Here is an 18083-nt window from a genome sequence, read left to right as displayed (position 1 = left end):
TTATGAGTTAGATTATTAACGAAGCGATAAAATCTGAAGAAAGGAAAGAGGGTCGACTTGAAAATATCAACAAAAGGAAGATATGGTTTACGTGCGATTCTTGACGTGGCCCTGAATGAGCACGCAGGACCGGTAACCATTCATAGTATTTCCGAGCGCCAGGATTTATCTGAACGCTATTTGGAACAGCTGCTCATTACACTGAAACAGAACGCGCTCATCAAAAGCATCCGCGGATTCCAGGGAGGATATATTTTAGGCAGAGAGCCTGAAAGTATTACGGTCGGTGATACGATCAGAGCACTGGAAGGCCCGATATCTCCCGTCGACTGCGTCAATGACAATAATCCGGGTGCCTGTTCCAGAGCTGAATTGTGCGTAACCAAAATGGTATGGGACGATCTGAAAAATGCAATGGTAAAGGTACTGGATTCTTATACTTTGGCGGACCTGATGGAGGAATATAAAAAAATGAACAATAATTCCTTTGACAATTATTGCATTTAATACTGTGTATTTTAATCTTGCCCCATGGTTGTTTGGAAAAACCATGGGGTTTTTTATATGCCCGTTACCTGGCAGCATAAGGTCAATTTTTCTCTATGGAAAACTATAAAGTCCATAGGAATAACAGATAAATTAGTCAGAATAGTATTGACAAATGCTTAAAACCCTACTACTATATCTTTAAACACTACAAAGACTATAGACATTGTGATATTTAGAAGGGGCGTGTTTAGATGAGTAAAATCTATGAAGAGTTAACAGACTTAATTGGTGGTACTCCATTGGTAAAATTAAATAAAATAACGGTGGGGATAAAATCGGAGATTGTGGCTAAACTGGAATCCTTCAACCCAGGTGGAAGCGTCAAAGACAGAATTGCCCTGAATATGATCAAAACGGCTGAGGGAAAAGGGCTGATTAATAAAGATTCGGTGATCATTGAACCAACGAGTGGAAACACTGGAATTGGACTGGCCTTTGTTACAGCAGCCAGAGGATACCGATTAATTCTGACGATGCCGGATACAATGAGTGTTGAAAGACGTAGCTTGCTTAAAGCTTATGGTGCTGAACTTGTATTGACCCCTGGGGCTGATGGAATGAACGGGGCTATAAAAAAAGCGCTGGAGCTGGCGGAGGAGGTGCCAAATTCTTTTATCCCCCAACAGTTCGAAAATCTCGCCAATCCGGAAATTCACCGTAACACAACCGCTGAAGAGATTTGGAGTGATACAGACGGGAAGGTCGATATTTTTGTAGGCGGCGTAGGAACAGGCGGGACGATTACAGGGGTTGGTGAAATTCTTAAATCACGGAAACCTGATGTTAAAATCATTGCGGTGGAACCGAATGATTCTCCTGTTTTATCCGGTGGGAAGCCTGGACCGCACAAGATTCAGGGAATTGGGGCAGGGTTTATTCCACAAGTCCTTAATCTAAAGCTTGTCGATGAAATTTATAAAGTAACAAATGATCAGGCTTTTGAAACAGGGCGCAGACTGGCCAGGGAGGAAGGGCTCCTGGTGGGGATCTCATCCGGTGCCGCAGTCTATGCAGCCCTGGAGGTTGCTAAACGTCCGGAAAATGAAGGAAAAAGGATTGTTGTTGTCCTTCCTGACACCGGTGAACGTTACCTGAGTACGCTAATGTTTCAGGAGAGTTAAGTGCAGTCGAAATAAGAAATATTTAATCAATACGGAGGCCATGATGAGCAAGACAGAAAAAGGAACATGGAAACTGAAAACAGGATTAGCGGAGATGCTGAAAGGCGGAGTGATCATGGATGTGACAACTCCGGATCAGGCCAAGATTGCTGAAGAAGCAGGCGCATGCGCAGTTATGGCCTTGGAACGCGTTCCGGCAGATATCCGGGCAGCCGGAGGGGTGGCCCGAATGGCTGATCCAACAATCATTCTAAAGATTATGGAAGCGGTTACGATTCCGGTTATGGCCAAAGTGAGGATTGGGCATTTTGTCGAGGCACAGGTGTTGGAAAGTCTGGGCGTAGACTATATCGACGAGAGTGAAGTCCTTACCCCGGCGGATGATCTTTATCACATTGATAAGCAGGCCTTTGCAGTACCTTTCGTATGCGGAGCCCGCAATCTTGGAGAGGCTTTGCGCCGGATCGGAGAAGGCGCAGCGATGATCAGGACTAAAGGAGAGCCAGGAACGGGGAATATCGTTGAAGCAGTAAGGCATATGCGGACGGTACTGAGTGAAATCAGAAGACTGAAAACAATGCCGAAAGAAGAGGTAATAACTGCGGCCAAAGAGATGGGAGCACCTTATGACCTAGTGTTGTCCGTCGCCAAAAACGGGAAGCTGCCAGTAGTGAATTTTGCCGCAGGCGGAATTGCAACCCCAGCGGATGCCGCTTTGATGATGCAGTTGGGTGTAGATGGGGTCTTCGTAGGCTCCGGAATCTTCAAGTCATCGAATCCGAGGGCACGGGCTAAGGCCATTGTTCTGGCAACAACCCACTATAACGAGCCTGAGGTCTTAACCGAAGTATCCCGGAATTTAGGTGAAGCGATGCCGGGATTGGAGATTTCTTCAATCAATGCCAGTGAACGAATGCAGGAACGCGGCTGGTGATATTAAGTTTAAAACATAAATTAAGAAAATAATTATAAAAACATAATGAGGAGATGTTGATATGAACAAAGAAAATTGGAAATTTGATACATTGCAGATCCATGCCGGACAGGTCCCTGATCCGACTACCGGATCCAGAGCCGTCCCGATTTATCAGACCACATCATATGTATTTAACGATGCCAAGCATGCCGCTGATTTGTTTTCTCTGGCAGAACCCGGCAACATTTATACCCGGATTATGAACCCGACATCCGATGTTCTGGAACAGAGAATCGCTGCGCTTGAAGGCGGCGTTGGGGCGCTTGCCGTAGGGTCAGGTTCGGCTGCCATCACCTATTCCATTCTAAACATTGCCGGGGCCGGAGATGAGATTGTCGCTGCCAGCACGCTGTATGGCGGAACACATAATCTTTTCGCAATTACGCTTCCGAAGCTGGGGATCAAGACCCATTTTGTGAACCCCGATGATCCCGCAAATTTTAAGAAAGCAATCACAGAGAAGACCAAAGCCATCTATGTAGAATCAATCGGTAATCCGGGGATCAATATCGTCGATATTGAAGCCGTTGCCAAAGTGGCACACGATAACGGGATACCGCTTATTATTGACAATACGTTTGCAACGCCTTATCTTCTGAAACCTATTGAATACGGAGCAGATATTGTGGTTCATTCGGCAACCAAGTTTATTGGCGGTCATGGTACCACCATCGGCGGGCTGATCATTGACGGCGGAAAATTTGACTGGGCTGCAAGCGGCAAGTTCCCTGGATTTACAGAGCCGGATCAGAGTTATCACGGACTGGTCTATGCAACATTGGGTGCACCAGCCTATATTCTGAAAGCCAGAGTGCAGCTCTTAAGAGATACCGGTGCGGCCCTGAGCCCGTTTAATTCTTTCCTGTTTATTCAGGGCCTTGAAACACTGTCTTTACGTGTCAAACAGCACGTGGCAAATACCTGGAAGGTTGTTGATTATTTAAAAAACCATTCCAAGGTTTCGTGGGTGAATTATCCAGGTTTAAAAGGAAATAAATACTTTGATTTATCGTTAAAATATTTTCCGCAAGGCCCTGGATCGATATTTACGTTCGGCATTAAAGGTGATGCGGAAGCGGGAGTTAAACTGATCAACAATCTTGGATTATTTTCTCTGCTCGCCAATGTGGCGGATGCCAAGTCCCTCGTGATTCATCCTGCCAGCACAACGCATGCCCAACTCTCCGAGGAAGAACAGCTGGCTGCAGGGGTATCACCCGATATGATTCGGTTATCGATTGGGATCGAAGATGCTGATGACATCATTGCTGATTTAGAACAGGCTTTTTCCAAAATAGACTAATCAGTGAATTTAAAATATAAGTTTTGAGAGAATAACAACGGCAGGAGAATGTTATGAAGAAAACTGTGGTTGTTGCCATGAGCGGCGGAGTGGACAGCTCCGTCGCCGCTTTGTTGTTAAAACGGGAGGGCTACCGTGTTATCGGTATCACCATGCAGATCTGGCCGCAATCCGAGGACAAGGCCAAGGCATGCTGCAGTCTGGAGGCAGTTAACGATGCCCGCAGGGTAGCCTGGAAGCTTGAAATTCCGTATTACGTGATGAATTTCAGGCAGGAGTTTGAAGACAAGGTGATTGACCATTTCTGCAATGAATACCTCCGGGGCAGAACGCCCAACCCATGCATCGAATGCAACAGGCATTTGAAATTTGATGCTTTGCTGCGGAAAGCCCGTGGTCTGGGTGCAGATTTCATTGCAACCGGTCACTATGTAAGGAAAGAATACGACGACAAAACACAGCAGTGGGTGTTAAAGACCGGGATCGACGAAACGAAAGACCAGAGCTATGCACTCTACCATCTGACCCAGGATCAGCTTACCCATACACTTTTTCCGCTGGGAAAATACTGCAAAGCGGATGTCAGGCAGATTGCCAGCAGGGAAGGGCTTGCTGTCGCGCAAAAAGCGGAAAGCCAGGATATCTGTTTTGTTGAAGGGACAGCGGGGGATTTTATTGAGATGTACCGTCAACTTCAGGATATTGGACAAGGCAATATTATTGATGCTGAGGGGAATTTGATTGGGCAGCATAAAGGGATTTACCACTATACGGTTGGACAGCATAAGGGACTCGGACTCGCCCTCGGTTTCCCTGTTTACGTGACAGCGATCGATGCTGAAACCAATACAGTCCGGGTCGGAAGAAAAGAAGAACTATTCAGCTCAGGTCTGCTTGCAGAAAATGTGCATTTGATTTCCTCTGTGTCTCCTGAACTCCTACAAAACATATCGGTTAAGATCAGATACAATGCACCAAAAGTCTCTGCAGCGGTCAATTTGTTGCACGATGGAACAGCCGAGGTGGCCTTCACAGAAAAACAGCGAGCGGTAACTCCCGGGCAGGCGGTCGTGTTTTATGACGGAGATCATGTCCTGGGCGGCGGTGCTATCCGATCAGCTTTACAATCCAAAGGTTTTACCGCTATGAGAGAAGTACGTGAAATTCAAAAGTAAGGTCTTAAAAGAAAACAATAAAAAAATGAAAATGAAGCTTATTAAAACTAATTTATAAAAACTATTGAAATATCTTGAAATATTAGATATAATTTCAGTTGCGAAAAGAGGCAGTAGAGCCTTTTCAGCAAAGAATTTTTTGACCGTTCTCTGCAGAAGCTATAGAGGACCAAGGCCATACGGACAGCCGGGTCAAAAGCCGAAGTTGGCAACTTTGTTGCCTTATTGATTGAGCCGGGGCGGCTCGAAGCGTTATGAGTTGGCTAATTCATAGCCGTGTGCAAATCCGCTGCACATCACACTTGTGAAACGATCAATAAGAGTAGTAAAAGTAATTCCTTGCTATATAGACTCTGAAACCTCGAAAGCTGAATAAATAACTCTAAATGGAAAGGGTCTTCGCCCTTGACGTAAATAGAGCCAAATAAACAAGTTTTTCATGATCGTCGCGCTTAGGTGTGGTGTACTGCCCTGTTTTGCAGTACCGCTTCTAAGTGTTTTTTATTTTGGTACAAGTTTTTTGAGTTGGGCAAAAATCATTTTAGCGATTGGAGGAATTACTATGGGAAAAGTACTCGTTATCGGCTGCGGCGGCGTCGCCGGTGTGGCAATCCACAAAATCTGCCAGAATTCAGAGGCTTTTGGTGAACTGTGTATTGCCAGCCGTACGAAATCAAAATGCGATGCTTTAGCGGAAAAACTGGGCAGAGGTAAAACAAAAATCACAACAGCCCAGGTGGATGCTGACAACGTGGAAGAACTGATCGCGCTGATCAACAAAGAAAAGCCTGATGTTGTGCTGAATCTGGCATTACCGTATCAGGACCTGCATATTATGGATGCCTGTCTGGCCACAAAGACCAGTTATGTAGATACCGCCAATTATGAGCCTGAGGAGACTGCCCACTTTGAATATAAATGGCAGTGGGCCTATCGGGAGAAATTTAAAGAAGCAGGGATAACCGCCTTGCTCGGTTCAGGTTTTGATCCGGGGGTTACCGGGGTATTCAGTGCCTACGCCCTGAAGCACCACTTCGATGAGATTCATGAGATTGACATTCTCGACTGTAATGGCGGCGACCATGGCTATCCATTTGCAACAAACTTCAACCCTGAGATTAATATCCGGGAAGTCACGGCTAAAGGCAGCTACTGGGAAAACGGCCACTGGGCAGAAACTGAGCCGATGGAGATCAAAAGAGCGTACAATTTCAAGGGTGTCGGCGTCAAGGATATGTACCTGCTGCACCACGAGGAATTGGAAAGTCTGGCGCTGAATATTAAAGGCATCAAACGCATCCGTTTCTTTATGACTTTCGGACAAAGCTACCTGACACATCTGAAATGTCTCGAGAACGTTGGTATGACGAGCATTGAGCCTATTAATTATAATGGAATGGAAATCATCCCTTTGCAGTTCTTAAAAGCTGTCCTGCCGGATCCGGCTTCCCTTGGTCCGCGTACCAAGGGCAAAACCAATATTGGCTGCATTTTCAAGGGAATTAAAGACGGCAAGGAAAAAACCTACTATCTGTATAACATCTGCGATCATGAGGAGTGCTATCGAGAAGTAGGAAGCCAAGCCATCAGCTATACCACCGGCGTGCCGGCGATGATCGGGGCGATGTTGGTTATGAATGGTACCTGGGCGAAACCTGGTGTTTATAATATGGAAGAGTTTGATCCCGATCCTTTTATGGAAGCACTCAATAAATGGGGTCTGCCCTGGGAAGAAGACTTCAATCCGGCGCTGGTACCCTGATGGGAAACGCAATAATGGATCTGTACGCAAGAGAACAGAATACTGAACAGAAGGCTGTAGAAACAGAAAATGCGGAGAACTGGTTTGACCGTGTTCCAACTCCGAGCTATGTGGTTGATGAAAATCTGTTAATATCAAATTTAGAAATTTTACAAGACGTTCAGGAACAGAGCGGAGCAAAAATTCTGCTCGCCCAGAAGGCATTTTCAATGTTCGGGGTATACCCTTTGATTGCCCAATATTTGTGCGGAACAACAGCCAGCGGTTTGTACGAGGCGAAGCTTGGCCGCGAAAAATTTGGCAAAGAAGTGCATATTTTCAGCCCGGCTTACCGGGAGGATGAATTCGATGAGATCTTGACTGTATCTGATCATATCATATTCAATAGCTTTTCTCAGTGGGATAAGTTTGGTAAGCTGGCGCTTGCCGCAGGGGCAGAATGCGGCCTGCGGATCAACCCGGAATGTTCCACCCAGGAAGGTCATGGCATGTATGATCCGTGCGGACCCTATTCCAGACTCGGTGTGACCAGGGCAAACTTTAAGCAGGATCGGCTCAAAGGCCTTTCCGGACTGCATCTGCATACGTTGTGCGAACAAAATGCCGATGCGCTGGTGACAACGGTTGAAGCCTTTGAGAAGTCGTTTAGTCAGTTCTTGCCTGGGATGAAATGGCTGAATCTTGGTGGGGGGCACCACATTACACGTGAAGATTACGATCGGGAGCTTCTGATTCGGACCATCAAGCGTCTGCGGGAAACCTATGGCATTACCGTGTACCTGGAACCTGGCGAAGCGATCGCGCTGAATGCCGGTTTTCTGGTCTCATCCGTGCTGGATACGCTGCTTAACGGTATGAACATTGCTATCCTGGATGCCTCAGCTGCTTGTCATATGCCGGATGTACTGGAAGTTCCGTACCGTCCCCGGATAGTTGGCTCAGGGCAGCCCGGAGAAAAGAAAACTACGTACCGTCTTGGGGGGCCAACCTGCCTGGCCGGCGATATCATTGGGGATTATTCATTTGATCGGGCCTTAAATCCCGGAGACCGTCTTGTCTTCTGTGATATGGCGATTTACTCCATGGTCAAAAACAATACATTCAATGGGATACGGCTGCCGGATATTGTCCTGAACAAGGCTGACGGTACCATTCAGACTGTCCGTAGCTTCGGCTATGAGGATTTTAAAAACCGTCTGTCTTAAATGGAATGCCAGTTTTTCATTATGAGACAGGCCTTTTGAAAATATGGTATTCTCAGTGAAAATAGGTTATACTGTTCTATTGGAGCATGCAATTGAGCAAATACTGTTGACACTGAACTTGAGGAGGAAAGCTAATGCCGATCAAAATTCCGGACGATTTACCGGCAAAAGAAATCCTGGAGAATGAAAATATATTTATTATGGGTGAAGACCGGGCACAGCACCAGGATATTCGTCCTTTAAGAATAGCACTGCTTAATTTAATGCCTACCAAAATCGTTACCGAAACGCAGTATTTGCGCTTGATGAGCAACTCACCTCTGCAAATAGAGATAACACTGCTCTACACTTGGACGCATAAGCCTGCAAATACTTCGGAAGAGCATTTAAGCAGGTTCTACAGCTCTTTTGATGAAGTGAAAGATCAAAAATTTGATGGTCTGATTATCACCGGTGCACCGGTCGAAAATCTGGAATTTGAAGATGTAGACTACTGGGATGAACTCAAACAGATCATGAAGTGGAGCCTTACCAACGTTTATTCAACCATACATGTCTGCTGGGGAGCCCAGGCGGGATTATACTATCATTATGGGATTCCGAAATATCCGCTTGACAGTAAAATGTTTGGGATATTCAACCATAAGATTATCAATCATAACAACAACAATAATTTTCTGCGGGGGTTTGACGAAGTATTCAATGCACCGCACTCCCGACATACGGAAGTCCGGATCGAAGACATTGAAAAGCATCCGGAACTGGAAGTCCTGGCAACATCGGATGACGCTGGTGTCTATATGGTCGCCGGGAAGCATGGCCGACATCTTTTTGTTACCGGACATCCCGAGTATGATGCGCTTACGCTGAAAACCGAGTATGATCGGGATGTGAATAAAGGCCTGGATATCGCAGTCCCCAATAATTACTTTCCTAATGATGATCCGAAGGGAATGCCTCAGGTCACCTGGAGAGGACATGCCAATTTACTGCTTTTAAATTGGCTGAACTACTATGTATACCAGCAGACGCCTTTCGACCTTGGACAATTGGCTGAGTCGGACTGAGTTCTAAGTTGCTGAGCCAACTGAGCCAGATTAAATCAACTTAACTGTTTTGTTAAGCTTAAATTTTGAAGCTTTATATAGCATGCGTATCTTTTTCTTTTTGGGGGCTTCCGGATTGTTTTATGTTTATATTGTAGAATGCAAAGATGGGACACTGTATACGGGTTGGACTGTGGACATAGAGAAGAGGCTGACAGCCCATAACAGGGGTAAGGGTGCAAAATATACCCGGTCACGGTTTCCTGTTGTCCTCAAATATCTGGAACAGGTGGCATCCAAACCGGAAGCATTTCAAAGGGAATACAGTATCAAACAATTAACCCGGGAACAAAAATATCAGCTGATTGCCCAAAGCAAGTCGGATCAATTAACCTGATGAAATGTCAGGTTTTTTTACATAAAAATTAAGCACAGAATTTACCTTTCCGGCCACAGAATATTTTCTTTTCAGCGGTCCATAATAAAACGAAAATATTAAAACGGAGGTATTTTTGCGATGAAAGCCAAGAAGATGCAAGGACCTAACACTGGAATTAGATGTATGGTCAATACCTGTTATTATTATATGAATGGGGATCACTGCACAGCTGAAAAAATCGAAGTGCAGCCTCGGAATGCAGGCAACTCCGAACAGACCGACTGTGCGACCTTTAGCAAAGAATAACAGGGAAAACGTAGGGGGGATTTATCCCCTCTTTTTCTCTTCTTGTTACCTTCGTTTCAATGATAATTATTCTCTCTTATTATTGATTTTCTGCTCTACTGAAGCGGTATACCGGTATTCCGCTCATACCTTTGAATAAGAGGGTCAATGAGGACGGCAGAGATAAGACCCAGGTAAGCAGAGACAAAACCGAAGCCCAAGAATGCAATGAACTGCTGCAAGTCAGGCTGAAGTGAATGGTAATATAAGAAAATAGCTAAACCGCACCAGAAGCCCTGGCAGAACGGGCAGCCAAACAGCTTGCGAAAAAAATAGCCTTTCTGCCTAAGGGCATCTCTGATCTTTTTAAATAAGACAAAGTCAAATAGAAAAAAACGAAGGCTTAAAGCTAGCAGAAGCTCAAAAACCATTATAGATCACCTGATTTTTTAAAATTTGTCCTTTTACATTCCATATTATGGTAAAATGAAATAATATGTGCCTGGTTAATGATGACCAGGTTAAAAATTAAAAAACAAAAAAGCCTGATGCAAGAATCATCCGGAAAGGGATTTAGGATTCTCGCTCAGGCTTTTTCGTTATCAGGTGTTCTGATTTGAGGATTAGATTCCGCTCATATTTTTTTGTTTTTCATAACGGGTGCGGGTGTTTTTGTCTAAAAATCTTTTGCGCAGGCGAACGTTGATGGGTGTAATTTCTACATATTCATCATCATTGATATATTCCAGGGCTTCTTCCAGACCGAGCAATTTGGCCGGTTCCAGTCTCAGGCTTTCATCGGCTCCGCTGGAGCGCATGTTGGTCAACTGCTTTTTGCGGGCAATGTTGATATCAATATCCTGTTCGCGGTTGCTTTGACCGACAATCATACCTTCATAGACTTTGGTTCCGGGATCAATAAACATTCTGCCGCGGTCCTGCAGCTGAAACAACGCATAAGCGGTGGATTCTCCCGGATCTGAAGCGACCAGGACTCCCCGGTTGCGCCCTTGAATATCTCCCTTATACGGTTGATAGGAATGGAAGACATGAGCCATGATTCCTTCCCCGCGGGTTTCGGTAAGATAGTCCCCCCTGAAGCCGATCAATCCGCGTGCCGGAATCAAAAACTCCAGGCGTGTAACTCCACCGGACATGTTGACCATGTTCTGCATCTCAGCTTTACGGGTGCCAAGCATTTCAATCACGGTGCCGGTGCACGAATCAGGAATATCACAAGTCAGATGCTCAAATGGCTCGCATTTGACACCGTCAATCTCCTTCAGAATGACTTCCGGTTTCGAGACCATCAGTTCGAAGCCTTCTCTTCGCATATTTTCAATCAGGATGGACAGGTGCAGTTCTCCGCGTCCTGATACCTGAAAACAGTCCATGTTTTCAGTTTCTTCCACGCGGAGACTAACATTTGTTTCAATCTCTTTAAACAGTCTTTCCCTGAGCTTGCGGGACGTGATATGTTTTCCTTCTGTTCCGGCAAAAGGACCTGTATTGACCATGAAAAGCATGGTCAGGGTAGGTTCGTCAATTTCAATCATCGGAAGAGGTTCCGGATTCAACGGATCAGCTATGGTTTCTCCGATATTGATATTGGGAATGCCGCTGATAGCTACGATGTCTCCGGCATTTGCTTCAAGTACATCAACCCGGCCTAAGTTCTGGAAGGTAAATACTTTACCGACTTTGACTTTCTCGATCGATCCGTCTCTTTTAATCACAGCGACTTGAGTATTAGCAGTCAGCTTGCCCCGAAAGACACGCCCGATAGCAATCTTGCCAAGGTAATCGTTATAGTCGAGTGTTGTTGCCAGCATTTGCAGCGGACTTTCAGGATCGCATTCCGGGGGCGGAATTTCTTTTAAGATCGTTTCAAATAACGGGATCAAGTCTTCAGTCATTTCTCCAGGCTCATAACCGGCATTTCCCTGACGGGCCGAAGTATACACAATTGGGAAATCAAGTTGTTCATCACTCGCACCCAGCTGCATAAACAGCTCCAGAACTTCATCGACAACTTCGTAGGGACGCGCTTCAGGCCGGTCGACTTTGTTAATGACGACGATGGGTTTCAAATCCAATTCCAAAGCCTTACGAAGCACAAATTTGGTCTGAGGCATCGGGCCTTCAAACGCATCAACAACCAGAAGCACACCGTCGACCATTTTCAGGACGCGTTCGACTTCTCCACCAAAATCGGCATGTCCAGGGGTATCGACAATATTGATCTTGACACCCTGCCAGTTTACGGAAGTATTCTTAGCCAGAATGGTAATTCCGCGTTCCTTCTCCAGATCATTGGAGTCCATGACTCTTTCTTCGACTTGTTCATTGGAGCGAAACGCTCCGCTTTGTCTGAGCATGACATCGACGAGACTTGTCTTGCCATGATCGACGTGGGCAATAATTGCCAAATTTCTTAAATGGTCAGCGTACATTCAATTTCTCCTGTCGTAATCTAATTCTTTCTCCTTAACAAGTAAGAACATAAATAAGAATATTGGTATTTGCATATCGAAATCTTAAAGAAGTAATACTTGCCAATCGTCCTGCATGTGAAGAGGACTTAACCTTTAACATTATAATACGTTTAAACTTTTTTTCAAATTAATTTATTTTTCCTGATTTTTATTTTATTTATTCTGTAATCAGATTTTGTCCATATTTTATTGGAGCTGTTTCAACAGCATTCTGCAATCAGCATTTTATGGGCTAGACTTGCTTAAATAGGCAGAGAAATATATAATTTCATGTGGACGAGTATAAAACACATCATGAAGGAGCAGACCCGATGAGGAAATCCAGACGATACTATCGCAGACGAAACAAGACACCGTTGCTCGCCATCTTAATCATCGTATTTGCCTTAGCAGTCGTAACGGGATCCAAAATAGTTTCCGGCAATGCACTCGATCATTCTCAGACAGACTCAAGCTACGGTGCCCAAACGGCTGATCATTCCAGTGAAGCAGCGGACACTGCGCGTCTCATCCGGCAGGCTGACGTTGCAGCCGGTATGAAAATCGATGAATACAAAGGTGTGGCAGTCTATTCCAATGGCGCGGATTATATGTCCAGTCACGGCTTAAGTTATAGTAAAGATGGTTATTATTACGGCTACAAGTGGCAGTGCGTAGAATTTGTAAAACGATTCTATTATGAAATCTATCATCATGAGATGCCTGACGGCGCTGGAAACGCCAAATATTTCTTTAATCCGATGCTGGCACAGGGAAAACTGAATGAACAGAGAGGTCTTGTTCAGTACGTTAACGGAGGGAATGAAAAACCCCGGGAAGGAGACCTGCTGGTCTTCAATGAGGGGTCTTACGGTCACGTTGCAATTATCTGCGGAGTGGCTGACGAATGGATTGAAGTCATTCAGCAGAACTCAGAGGTTCCCAGGGAAAAATACAGTCTTGTTTACAAAGATGGTACCTATACGATATCCGGAGACAGAGAACCGGCCGGATGGCTCAGAGCTAGCAGCAGGTAAACCTGGCCATAACAGCAAAAATTTAAGAAATTGAGAAACCAGAAAAATATTAAGGCTGAGTCGAGATGGAGAATTTCGACTCAGTCATTTTAGTATATCAAAAAGTAGAAATACTACTTTCTACTAAATGCAGCTATGGTTGACGCCAAGGCGTGGCGTCAGCAAAGATTTCTTTTTATTAGCTGAAAATAATTTGTAATAATCTACGATAATTGGAAACAATAATGGTAAACCTGTAGAGAATATCGAACATTATCGGCATAGTGTAAAGGAGTATCCAGAATGAGAATTCCCAATCATATTGGGGTTATCCCAGATGGCAACCGGCGATGGGCAGACAACAATGGATTACCAAAGGAGATGGGCTACCGGGAAGGTCTGGACCCGGGACTTAAACTTCTGAAATTATGCAGGGGAGCCGGCGTCAAAGAACTGACCTATTATGGTTTTACAGTGGATAATACCAAAAGACCAGCTACTCAGAAGAAAGCTTTTGTGCAGGCCTGCATTGATGCAATTGGTATGATTGCGAGCGAGGACGTGTCCTTGTTAGTGATTGGCGATACAGAATCTAAGATGTTCCCCAAAGCGCTGCTGCCATATACGCGTCGGACAAAAGTCGGCAAAGGCGGCATTAGAGTGAATTTTCTCGTCAATTACGGCTGGGAATGGGATCTGGGAAATCTTCGTACTGCCGAAAAGAATAAGAGAAAGGTTATTAAAGAGTTAAAATCAAATGATATTTCCAGAGTTGATTTGCTGATCCGCTGGGGAGGAAGACGCCGACTCAGCGGTTTCCTGCCTGCACAAAGTGTTTATGCGGATTTCTATGTACTCGATGATTACTGGCCTGATTTTAAGGAGGAGCATTTCTATGATGCTCTGAAGTGGTATAATACGCAGGATATTACTTTAGGCGGTTAGAAAAAGAATGTGAGTGGAGAATGCACAGTCTCGGTGAATAAAGGTATTGACAAAGAAGTTATTGGACTGATATAGTGAATAGAAATATATGAAAAGATGATGACAGGGAATAATAAGTCCGGAGTATTTGTGCAGAGAGCCGCAGGCTGGTGAAAAGCGGTCAAGACGAAAGACTGAACTCCCCCTTGAGTTGCCGGCTGAAACCATTCAGGCAGTAGGACCGGACGGAGTCTTCCACCGTTAAAAGGAAGGGGATATCGGAAGATGGTTTCACTGTTTTCCCGCATCCTGTAGAGTGAACGGCATGTGCCGTTAACATGAGTGGTACCGCGAATTGGCCTTCGTCTCATTAATTGAGACGAGGGCTTTTTGATGTCCAAGAATGGACGAATGACGCGATTCAACAAATGGCAGGGAGCGACAAACTATAATGAGGAGGTATTAGAATGCGCAGATTATATTTGTTTGACACCACGTTAAGGGATGGTGAACAATCTCTCGGGATCACGTTAAATGTCCGGGAAAAACTAGAGATTGCCAAGCAGCTGGCTACACTCGGCGTAGACATTTTGGAGGCGGGCTTTCCGGCTTCATCTCCCGGGGACTTCGAATCTGTGAAAATCATTGGCAGGGAAGTTAAGGGAATCACAGTGTGTGGACTGACCCGTTGCGTGAAAAAAGATATTGACCTTTGTGCCGAGGCCCTCAAAGAAGCTGAGAACCCTAGAATTCATACCGGAATCGCCGTTTCCCCGATTCATATGGAGAAAAAACTCAGGCTAAAACCGGAACAGGTGGTCCAAAAGGCTGAAGAAGCTGTCAGACATGCCAAAAAATATCTGAACGATGTCGAGTTTTATGCTGAAGACGCTTTTCGGAGTGATTATGATTTTCTGGCTAAGATATTTGAGCGCGTAATTACAGCCGGAGCAACAGTCGTAAATATCCCGGACACTGTGGGATACGCGACTCCTTGGGAATTCGGCGAACTGGTCTCCTATATCAAAACGAATGTCCCTAATATTGACCGGGTGAAAATAAGTGTCCATTGTCATAATGATCTTGGAATGGCCACAGCAAACACCCTAGCTGGCGTTATGGCCGGGGCCGATCAAGTGGAAGGCACTATCAACGGGATAGGTGAAAGAGCCGGCAATACTGCTTTAGAAGAAGTCATTATGGCGATGTATACCCAGAAAGATCGCTACGGCATCGATTTGGCTGTAAACCCCCGGGAAATTGCCGCGACCAGCAGACTGGTTTCCTCAATCACAGGGGTTCCTGTACCGAGCCATAAGGCGATAGTTGGGACAAATGCGTTCATGCATGCTTCCGGCATTCATCAAGATGGTATCCTGAAAGAGAAACAGACCTATGAAATTATTGATCCGGAGATCATCGGCGTACCGAGGAACCAGATTGTCCTGAGTGCCAGATCAGGAAGGCATGCGCTGAAACACAGGCTGGAAGAACTCGGATATAAGCCGGAAGATAGCCAGATGAATACCCTTTACGAAGAATTTTTATTGTTGGCTGATAAGAAACAGGAGATCTATGATGAAGATCTTCATGTTCTGATGGGAACGGGAATACCCGAGCAAAACGGGATCAAGGTCAAGAATATATCCGTAGCTACATCAGGGAAGCAGTCGGCCACCGCTGCTGTTACCCTGGAAATACAGGGCACGGAGATAACCGATGCCGCGATCGGAAACGGTCCTGTCGATGCGGTGTTTAAAGCAATTGATAGGATTACCGGTAAGGAAGTCCGGCTCGAAGATTACAGTATCAAATCTGTAAGCCGCGGTAAAGAGGCGTTGGGGAATGCAACTGTTAAAATTTTTGCCGACGGAAATTATTATGTCGGCAAGGGAGTAAGTACCGACGTCATCGATGCCAGCGCCCATGCGTATGCTGATGCCGTCTCCAAACTAAGCTAACAGACAAGGAAAAGACGGTGTCGACTAACTACTTTTTTCGTAGTTTGCGACACCGCCTTTTCTAAGATTCATAAAGCATTTAGAAAACATTTCTCCCGGAAAAAATCTCCTGCATCTCATGTTTGATTCTTTGTTTGACCCTTCTTCTTTTGCTGGAGGATATCTCTTCTTTTTCAGCTCCGAACAGATAATGATCAAGATCAAACTCTCTTAAAAGCATCTTGGTGTGAAAAATATTATCCTGATAGACATTAACATCGATCAGCTGATATCGGTTTCTGGTTTCTTCCGAAATAAAATTCTGAATGGAATTAATCTTATGATCAATAAAATATTTTCTACCGTTAACATCCCGTGTAAAGCCCCGGACACGGTAATCGATAATCGCAATATCCGGTTCAAAGCTTGTAATCAAGTAGTTTAAAGCCTTTAGCGGCGAAATCTGGCCGCAGGTGGAGACGTCAATATCGGCCCGGAACGTACTAATCCCCTTGTCAGGGTGGTTTTCCGGATACGTATGCACTGTAATATGACTTTTATCCAGATGACCGACCAATGACTGCGAATCAGGACCCGGGGCTTCGTTTTCAAGAATTTCCATCGGTTCACGGACCATAATCTGATTTTCAGCGACCAGCATGGTGACACTGGCACCCTGAGGATCGTAATCCTGATTGGCGATATTCAGAATATTGGCTTCAATGATCTCAGCGACAGAAGTCAGAATTTTAACCAGCCTGTCGGCATTGTATTCTTCATCAATGTACTCAATGTATTTCTTATGTTGATCCTGCGATAAAGCATAGCAGATATCATAGAAATTAAAACTCAACGTTTTCGTCAGGTTGTTAAAACCATATAATTTTAATTTTTTATTGATAGGTTTTATATTCATTTTCTTGCACCTATACCAAATATTATTTTTAAGCCTTTTTCTCTCAAGTAACTACTTTATTATACATATTTTTTAGCTTTTTCTATAGACAGTTCGAATATTTTTTGAACAAAAATTTTTAAACAAATTCTTTTAAAAACAAGACGAAAATGGTGATAATATTCTTTGTAAGATTAACAAGATATAGGTTATAATTTATTAAGAAAAAACAAAGTTTGTGAGTTGAAAAAAATGCGCATAGGCTTCTTTGACTCCGGGGTCGGTGGAATCACCGTACTGCATGAAGCGATAAAGCAGCTGCCCCGGGAGGATTTTATTTATTACGCGGATATTGATCATGTGCCTTATGGGACCAAAAGCAAGGAAGAAGTCCTGAAACTGGTTTTGGATGCTGTTGATTTCATGGCTGCTGAAGGGATAAAAGTTCTGGTAGTCGCCTGCAATACGGCGACGAGTATTGCCATCAATGAGCTTCGCCAAAGATATGATTTTCCAATCCTTGGCATGGAACCGGCAGTAAAACCAGCTGTCGAAAATAATGGTTGCAAGAGAATACTGGTCATGGCCACCCCGCTCACACTTCGCGAAGAAAAGTATCAAAATCTAGTCACCAGACTGGATCAGGACCATCTTGTAGATGGCAAAGCATTTCCGGAGCTTGTTGAATATGCTGAGAATTTTTATTTTGACAAAGATGAAATCCAGAAATACCTGAATCGCAAACTTGGCATTCATAATTTGACCGAGTATGGTACTGTCGTTTTAGGATGCACACACTTTCCATATTTTAAGCGGATTCTGCAGGAACTGTTTCCTGCTGATACGCACATTATTGATGGAAGTACCGGAACCGTCAATTATCTGAAAAAAATCCTGACTGAAAGAAAACTTTTTGCTGAGGACGGTCATGGTCAGGTCACTTTCTATTCTTCAGGCCGAAAAGAGCTGCCGGAATCCCGTTATGCCCGGTATCTCCTGCTGCTGGATCAAAATCAATAAAGCCGCTAAGACG

Annotated in this window: 17 protein-coding genes and 1 other annotated feature; of the genes, 14 read left to right on the top strand and 3 right to left on the bottom strand. The window is 44.6% G+C overall.

All coding sequences use genetic code 11. The annotated features are described in order from the left end of the window. The first annotated feature begins 57 nt into the window (after nt 1-57). From A7D23_RS01750 to A7D23_RS01705, 10 genes are all read left to right on the top strand, one after another. Complete coding sequence (locus tag A7D23_RS01750) at nt 58-507, top strand: Rrf2 family transcriptional regulator (protein ID WP_019226001.1); 450 nt, start codon at nt 58-60, stop codon at nt 505-507. Between the two features lie 233 nt (nt 508-740). Further along, nucleotides 741-1670: a cysteine synthase A gene (cysK, locus tag A7D23_RS01745; protein ID WP_025206108.1), complete on the top strand. Its 930-nt coding sequence runs from the start codon at nt 741-743 to the stop codon at nt 1668-1670. A 43-nt stretch (nt 1671-1713) separates the two neighbouring features. Further along, on the top strand, nt 1714-2604 hold the full coding sequence (pdxS, locus tag A7D23_RS01740; RefSeq protein ID WP_019226003.1) for a pyridoxal 5'-phosphate synthase lyase subunit PdxS: 891 nt from the start codon (nt 1714-1716) through the stop codon (nt 2602-2604). 61 nt (nt 2605-2665) lie between these two features. Further along, nucleotides 2666-3949 (top strand): O-acetylhomoserine aminocarboxypropyltransferase/cysteine synthase family protein, encoded by a 1284-nt coding sequence (locus A7D23_RS01735; RefSeq protein WP_019226004.1) that lies wholly within the window; start codon nt 2666-2668, stop codon nt 3947-3949. A gap of 53 nt (nt 3950-4002) precedes the next feature. Continuing rightward, a complete protein-coding gene (gene mnmA, locus A7D23_RS01730; protein ID WP_019226005.1) occupies nt 4003-5124 on the top strand; it encodes a tRNA 2-thiouridine(34) synthase MnmA in 1122 nt (373 codons plus the stop codon). A 562-nt stretch (nt 5125-5686) separates the two neighbouring features. Then, nucleotides 5687-6886 (top strand): saccharopine dehydrogenase family protein, encoded by a 1200-nt coding sequence (locus A7D23_RS01725; protein WP_015043795.1) that lies wholly within the window; start codon nt 5687-5689, stop codon nt 6884-6886. Between the two features lie 14 nt (nt 6887-6900). Next, on the top strand, nt 6901-8091 hold the full coding sequence (gene nspC / locus A7D23_RS01720) for a carboxynorspermidine decarboxylase (protein ID WP_015043794.1): 1191 nt from the start codon (nt 6901-6903) through the stop codon (nt 8089-8091). Nucleotides 8092-8225: 134 nt separating this feature from the next. Further along, nucleotides 8226-9158, top strand: coding sequence for a homoserine O-succinyltransferase (gene metA / locus A7D23_RS01715; protein ID WP_019226007.1), 933 nt, complete (start codon nt 8226-8228; stop codon nt 9156-9158). Nucleotides 9159-9273: 115 nt separating this feature from the next. Further along, the gene (locus A7D23_RS01710) at nt 9274-9534 is read left to right on the top strand and encodes a GIY-YIG nuclease family protein (RefSeq protein WP_019226008.1); all 261 of its coding nucleotides are present in this window, start codon (nt 9274-9276) and stop codon (nt 9532-9534) included. A gap of 120 nt (nt 9535-9654) precedes the next feature. Next, a complete protein-coding gene (locus tag A7D23_RS01705; RefSeq protein WP_019226009.1) occupies nt 9655-9822 on the top strand; it encodes a DUF1540 domain-containing protein in 168 nt (55 codons plus the stop codon). Between the two features lie 95 nt (nt 9823-9917). Here A7D23_RS01705 and A7D23_RS01700 read toward each other — a convergent pair whose 3' ends face one another. Both A7D23_RS01700 and typA read right to left on the bottom strand, forming a co-directional pair. Continuing rightward, a complete protein-coding gene (locus tag A7D23_RS01700; RefSeq protein WP_019226010.1) occupies nt 9918-10232 on the bottom strand; it encodes a hypothetical protein in 315 nt (104 codons plus the stop codon). Nucleotides 10233-10424: 192 nt separating this feature from the next. Further along, complete coding sequence (gene typA, locus A7D23_RS01695) at nt 10425-12254, bottom strand: translational GTPase TypA (RefSeq protein ID WP_019226011.1); 1830 nt, start codon at nt 12252-12254, stop codon at nt 10425-10427. Nucleotides 12255-12607: 353 nt separating this feature from the next. Between typA and A7D23_RS01690 the strand changes: the two genes are divergently transcribed. The 3 genes from A7D23_RS01690 (at nt 12608) to A7D23_RS01680 (ending at nt 16176) form a co-directional block, all read left to right on the top strand. Beyond that, nucleotides 12608-13312 (top strand): CHAP domain-containing protein, encoded by a 705-nt coding sequence (locus tag A7D23_RS01690; protein WP_019226012.1) that lies wholly within the window; start codon nt 12608-12610, stop codon nt 13310-13312. Between the two features lie 282 nt (nt 13313-13594). Continuing rightward, the gene (gene uppS / locus A7D23_RS01685) at nt 13595-14236 is read left to right on the top strand and encodes a polyprenyl diphosphate synthase (protein ID WP_015043787.1); all 642 of its coding nucleotides are present in this window, start codon (nt 13595-13597) and stop codon (nt 14234-14236) included. Between the two features lie 90 nt (nt 14237-14326). Next, nucleotides 14327-14588, top strand: a binding site (T-box leader). Nucleotides 14589-14682: 94 nt separating this feature from the next. Next, nucleotides 14683-16176: a 2-isopropylmalate synthase gene (locus A7D23_RS01680; protein WP_019226013.1), complete on the top strand. Its 1494-nt coding sequence runs from the start codon at nt 14683-14685 to the stop codon at nt 16174-16176. Between the two features lie 79 nt (nt 16177-16255). On the opposite strand, the gene speD is transcribed toward A7D23_RS01680, so the two are convergent. Continuing rightward, nucleotides 16256-17071 (bottom strand): adenosylmethionine decarboxylase, encoded by an 816-nt coding sequence (speD, locus tag A7D23_RS01675; RefSeq protein ID WP_019226014.1) that lies wholly within the window; start codon nt 17069-17071, stop codon nt 16256-16258. A 231-nt stretch (nt 17072-17302) separates the two neighbouring features. On the opposite strand from speD, the gene murI reads away from it, so the two are divergent. Further along, on the top strand, nt 17303-18070 hold the full coding sequence (murI, locus tag A7D23_RS01670; protein WP_019226015.1) for a glutamate racemase: 768 nt from the start codon (nt 17303-17305) through the stop codon (nt 18068-18070). Nucleotides 18071-18083 lie beyond the last annotated feature (13 nt).

The organism is Dehalobacter sp. TeCB1, from assembly GCF_001707455.1.
In the GTDB taxonomy this organism is placed as follows: domain Bacteria; phylum Bacillota; class Desulfitobacteriia; order Desulfitobacteriales; family Syntrophobotulaceae; genus Dehalobacter; species Dehalobacter restrictus.
The sequence above is the reverse complement of the archived record's forward strand: the minus strand, read 5'-3'. Positions and strand labels throughout refer to the sequence as shown.

Bases quoted from the DNA above. Each gene is read 5' to 3' on its own strand.
- A7D23_RS01705 (WP_019226009.1), top strand. From the start codon at position 9,655: ATGAAAGCCAAGAAGATGCAAGGACCTAACACTGGAATTAGATGTATG.
- metA (WP_019226007.1), top strand. From the start codon at position 8,226: ATGCCGATCAAAATTCCGGACGATTTACCGGCAAAAGAAATCCTGGAG.
- speD (WP_019226014.1), bottom strand. From the start codon at position 17,071: ATGAATATAAAACCTATCAATAAAAAATTAAAATTATATGGTTTTAAC.
- murI (WP_019226015.1), top strand. From the start codon at position 17,303: ATGCGCATAGGCTTCTTTGACTCCGGGGTCGGTGGAATCACCGTACTG.
- pdxS (WP_019226003.1), top strand. From the start codon at position 1,714: ATGAGCAAGACAGAAAAAGGAACATGGAAACTGAAAACAGGATTAGCG.
- uppS (WP_015043787.1), top strand. From the start codon at position 13,595: ATGAGAATTCCCAATCATATTGGGGTTATCCCAGATGGCAACCGGCGA.
- A7D23_RS01680 (WP_019226013.1), top strand. From the start codon at position 14,683: ATGCGCAGATTATATTTGTTTGACACCACGTTAAGGGATGGTGAACAA.
- typA (WP_019226011.1), bottom strand. From the start codon at position 12,254: ATGTACGCTGACCATTTAAGAAATTTGGCAATTATTGCCCACGTCGAT.
- cysK (WP_025206108.1), top strand. From the start codon at position 741: ATGAGTAAAATCTATGAAGAGTTAACAGACTTAATTGGTGGTACTCCA.
- A7D23_RS01690 (WP_019226012.1), top strand. From the start codon at position 12,608: ATGAGGAAATCCAGACGATACTATCGCAGACGAAACAAGACACCGTTG.
- nspC (WP_015043794.1), top strand. From the start codon at position 6,901: ATGGATCTGTACGCAAGAGAACAGAATACTGAACAGAAGGCTGTAGAA.
- A7D23_RS01700 (WP_019226010.1), bottom strand. From the start codon at position 10,232: ATGGTTTTTGAGCTTCTGCTAGCTTTAAGCCTTCGTTTTTTTCTATTT.
- A7D23_RS01725 (WP_015043795.1), top strand. From the start codon at position 5,687: ATGGGAAAAGTACTCGTTATCGGCTGCGGCGGCGTCGCCGGTGTGGCA.
- mnmA (WP_019226005.1), top strand. From the start codon at position 4,003: ATGAAGAAAACTGTGGTTGTTGCCATGAGCGGCGGAGTGGACAGCTCC.
- A7D23_RS01735 (WP_019226004.1), top strand. From the start codon at position 2,666: ATGAACAAAGAAAATTGGAAATTTGATACATTGCAGATCCATGCCGGA.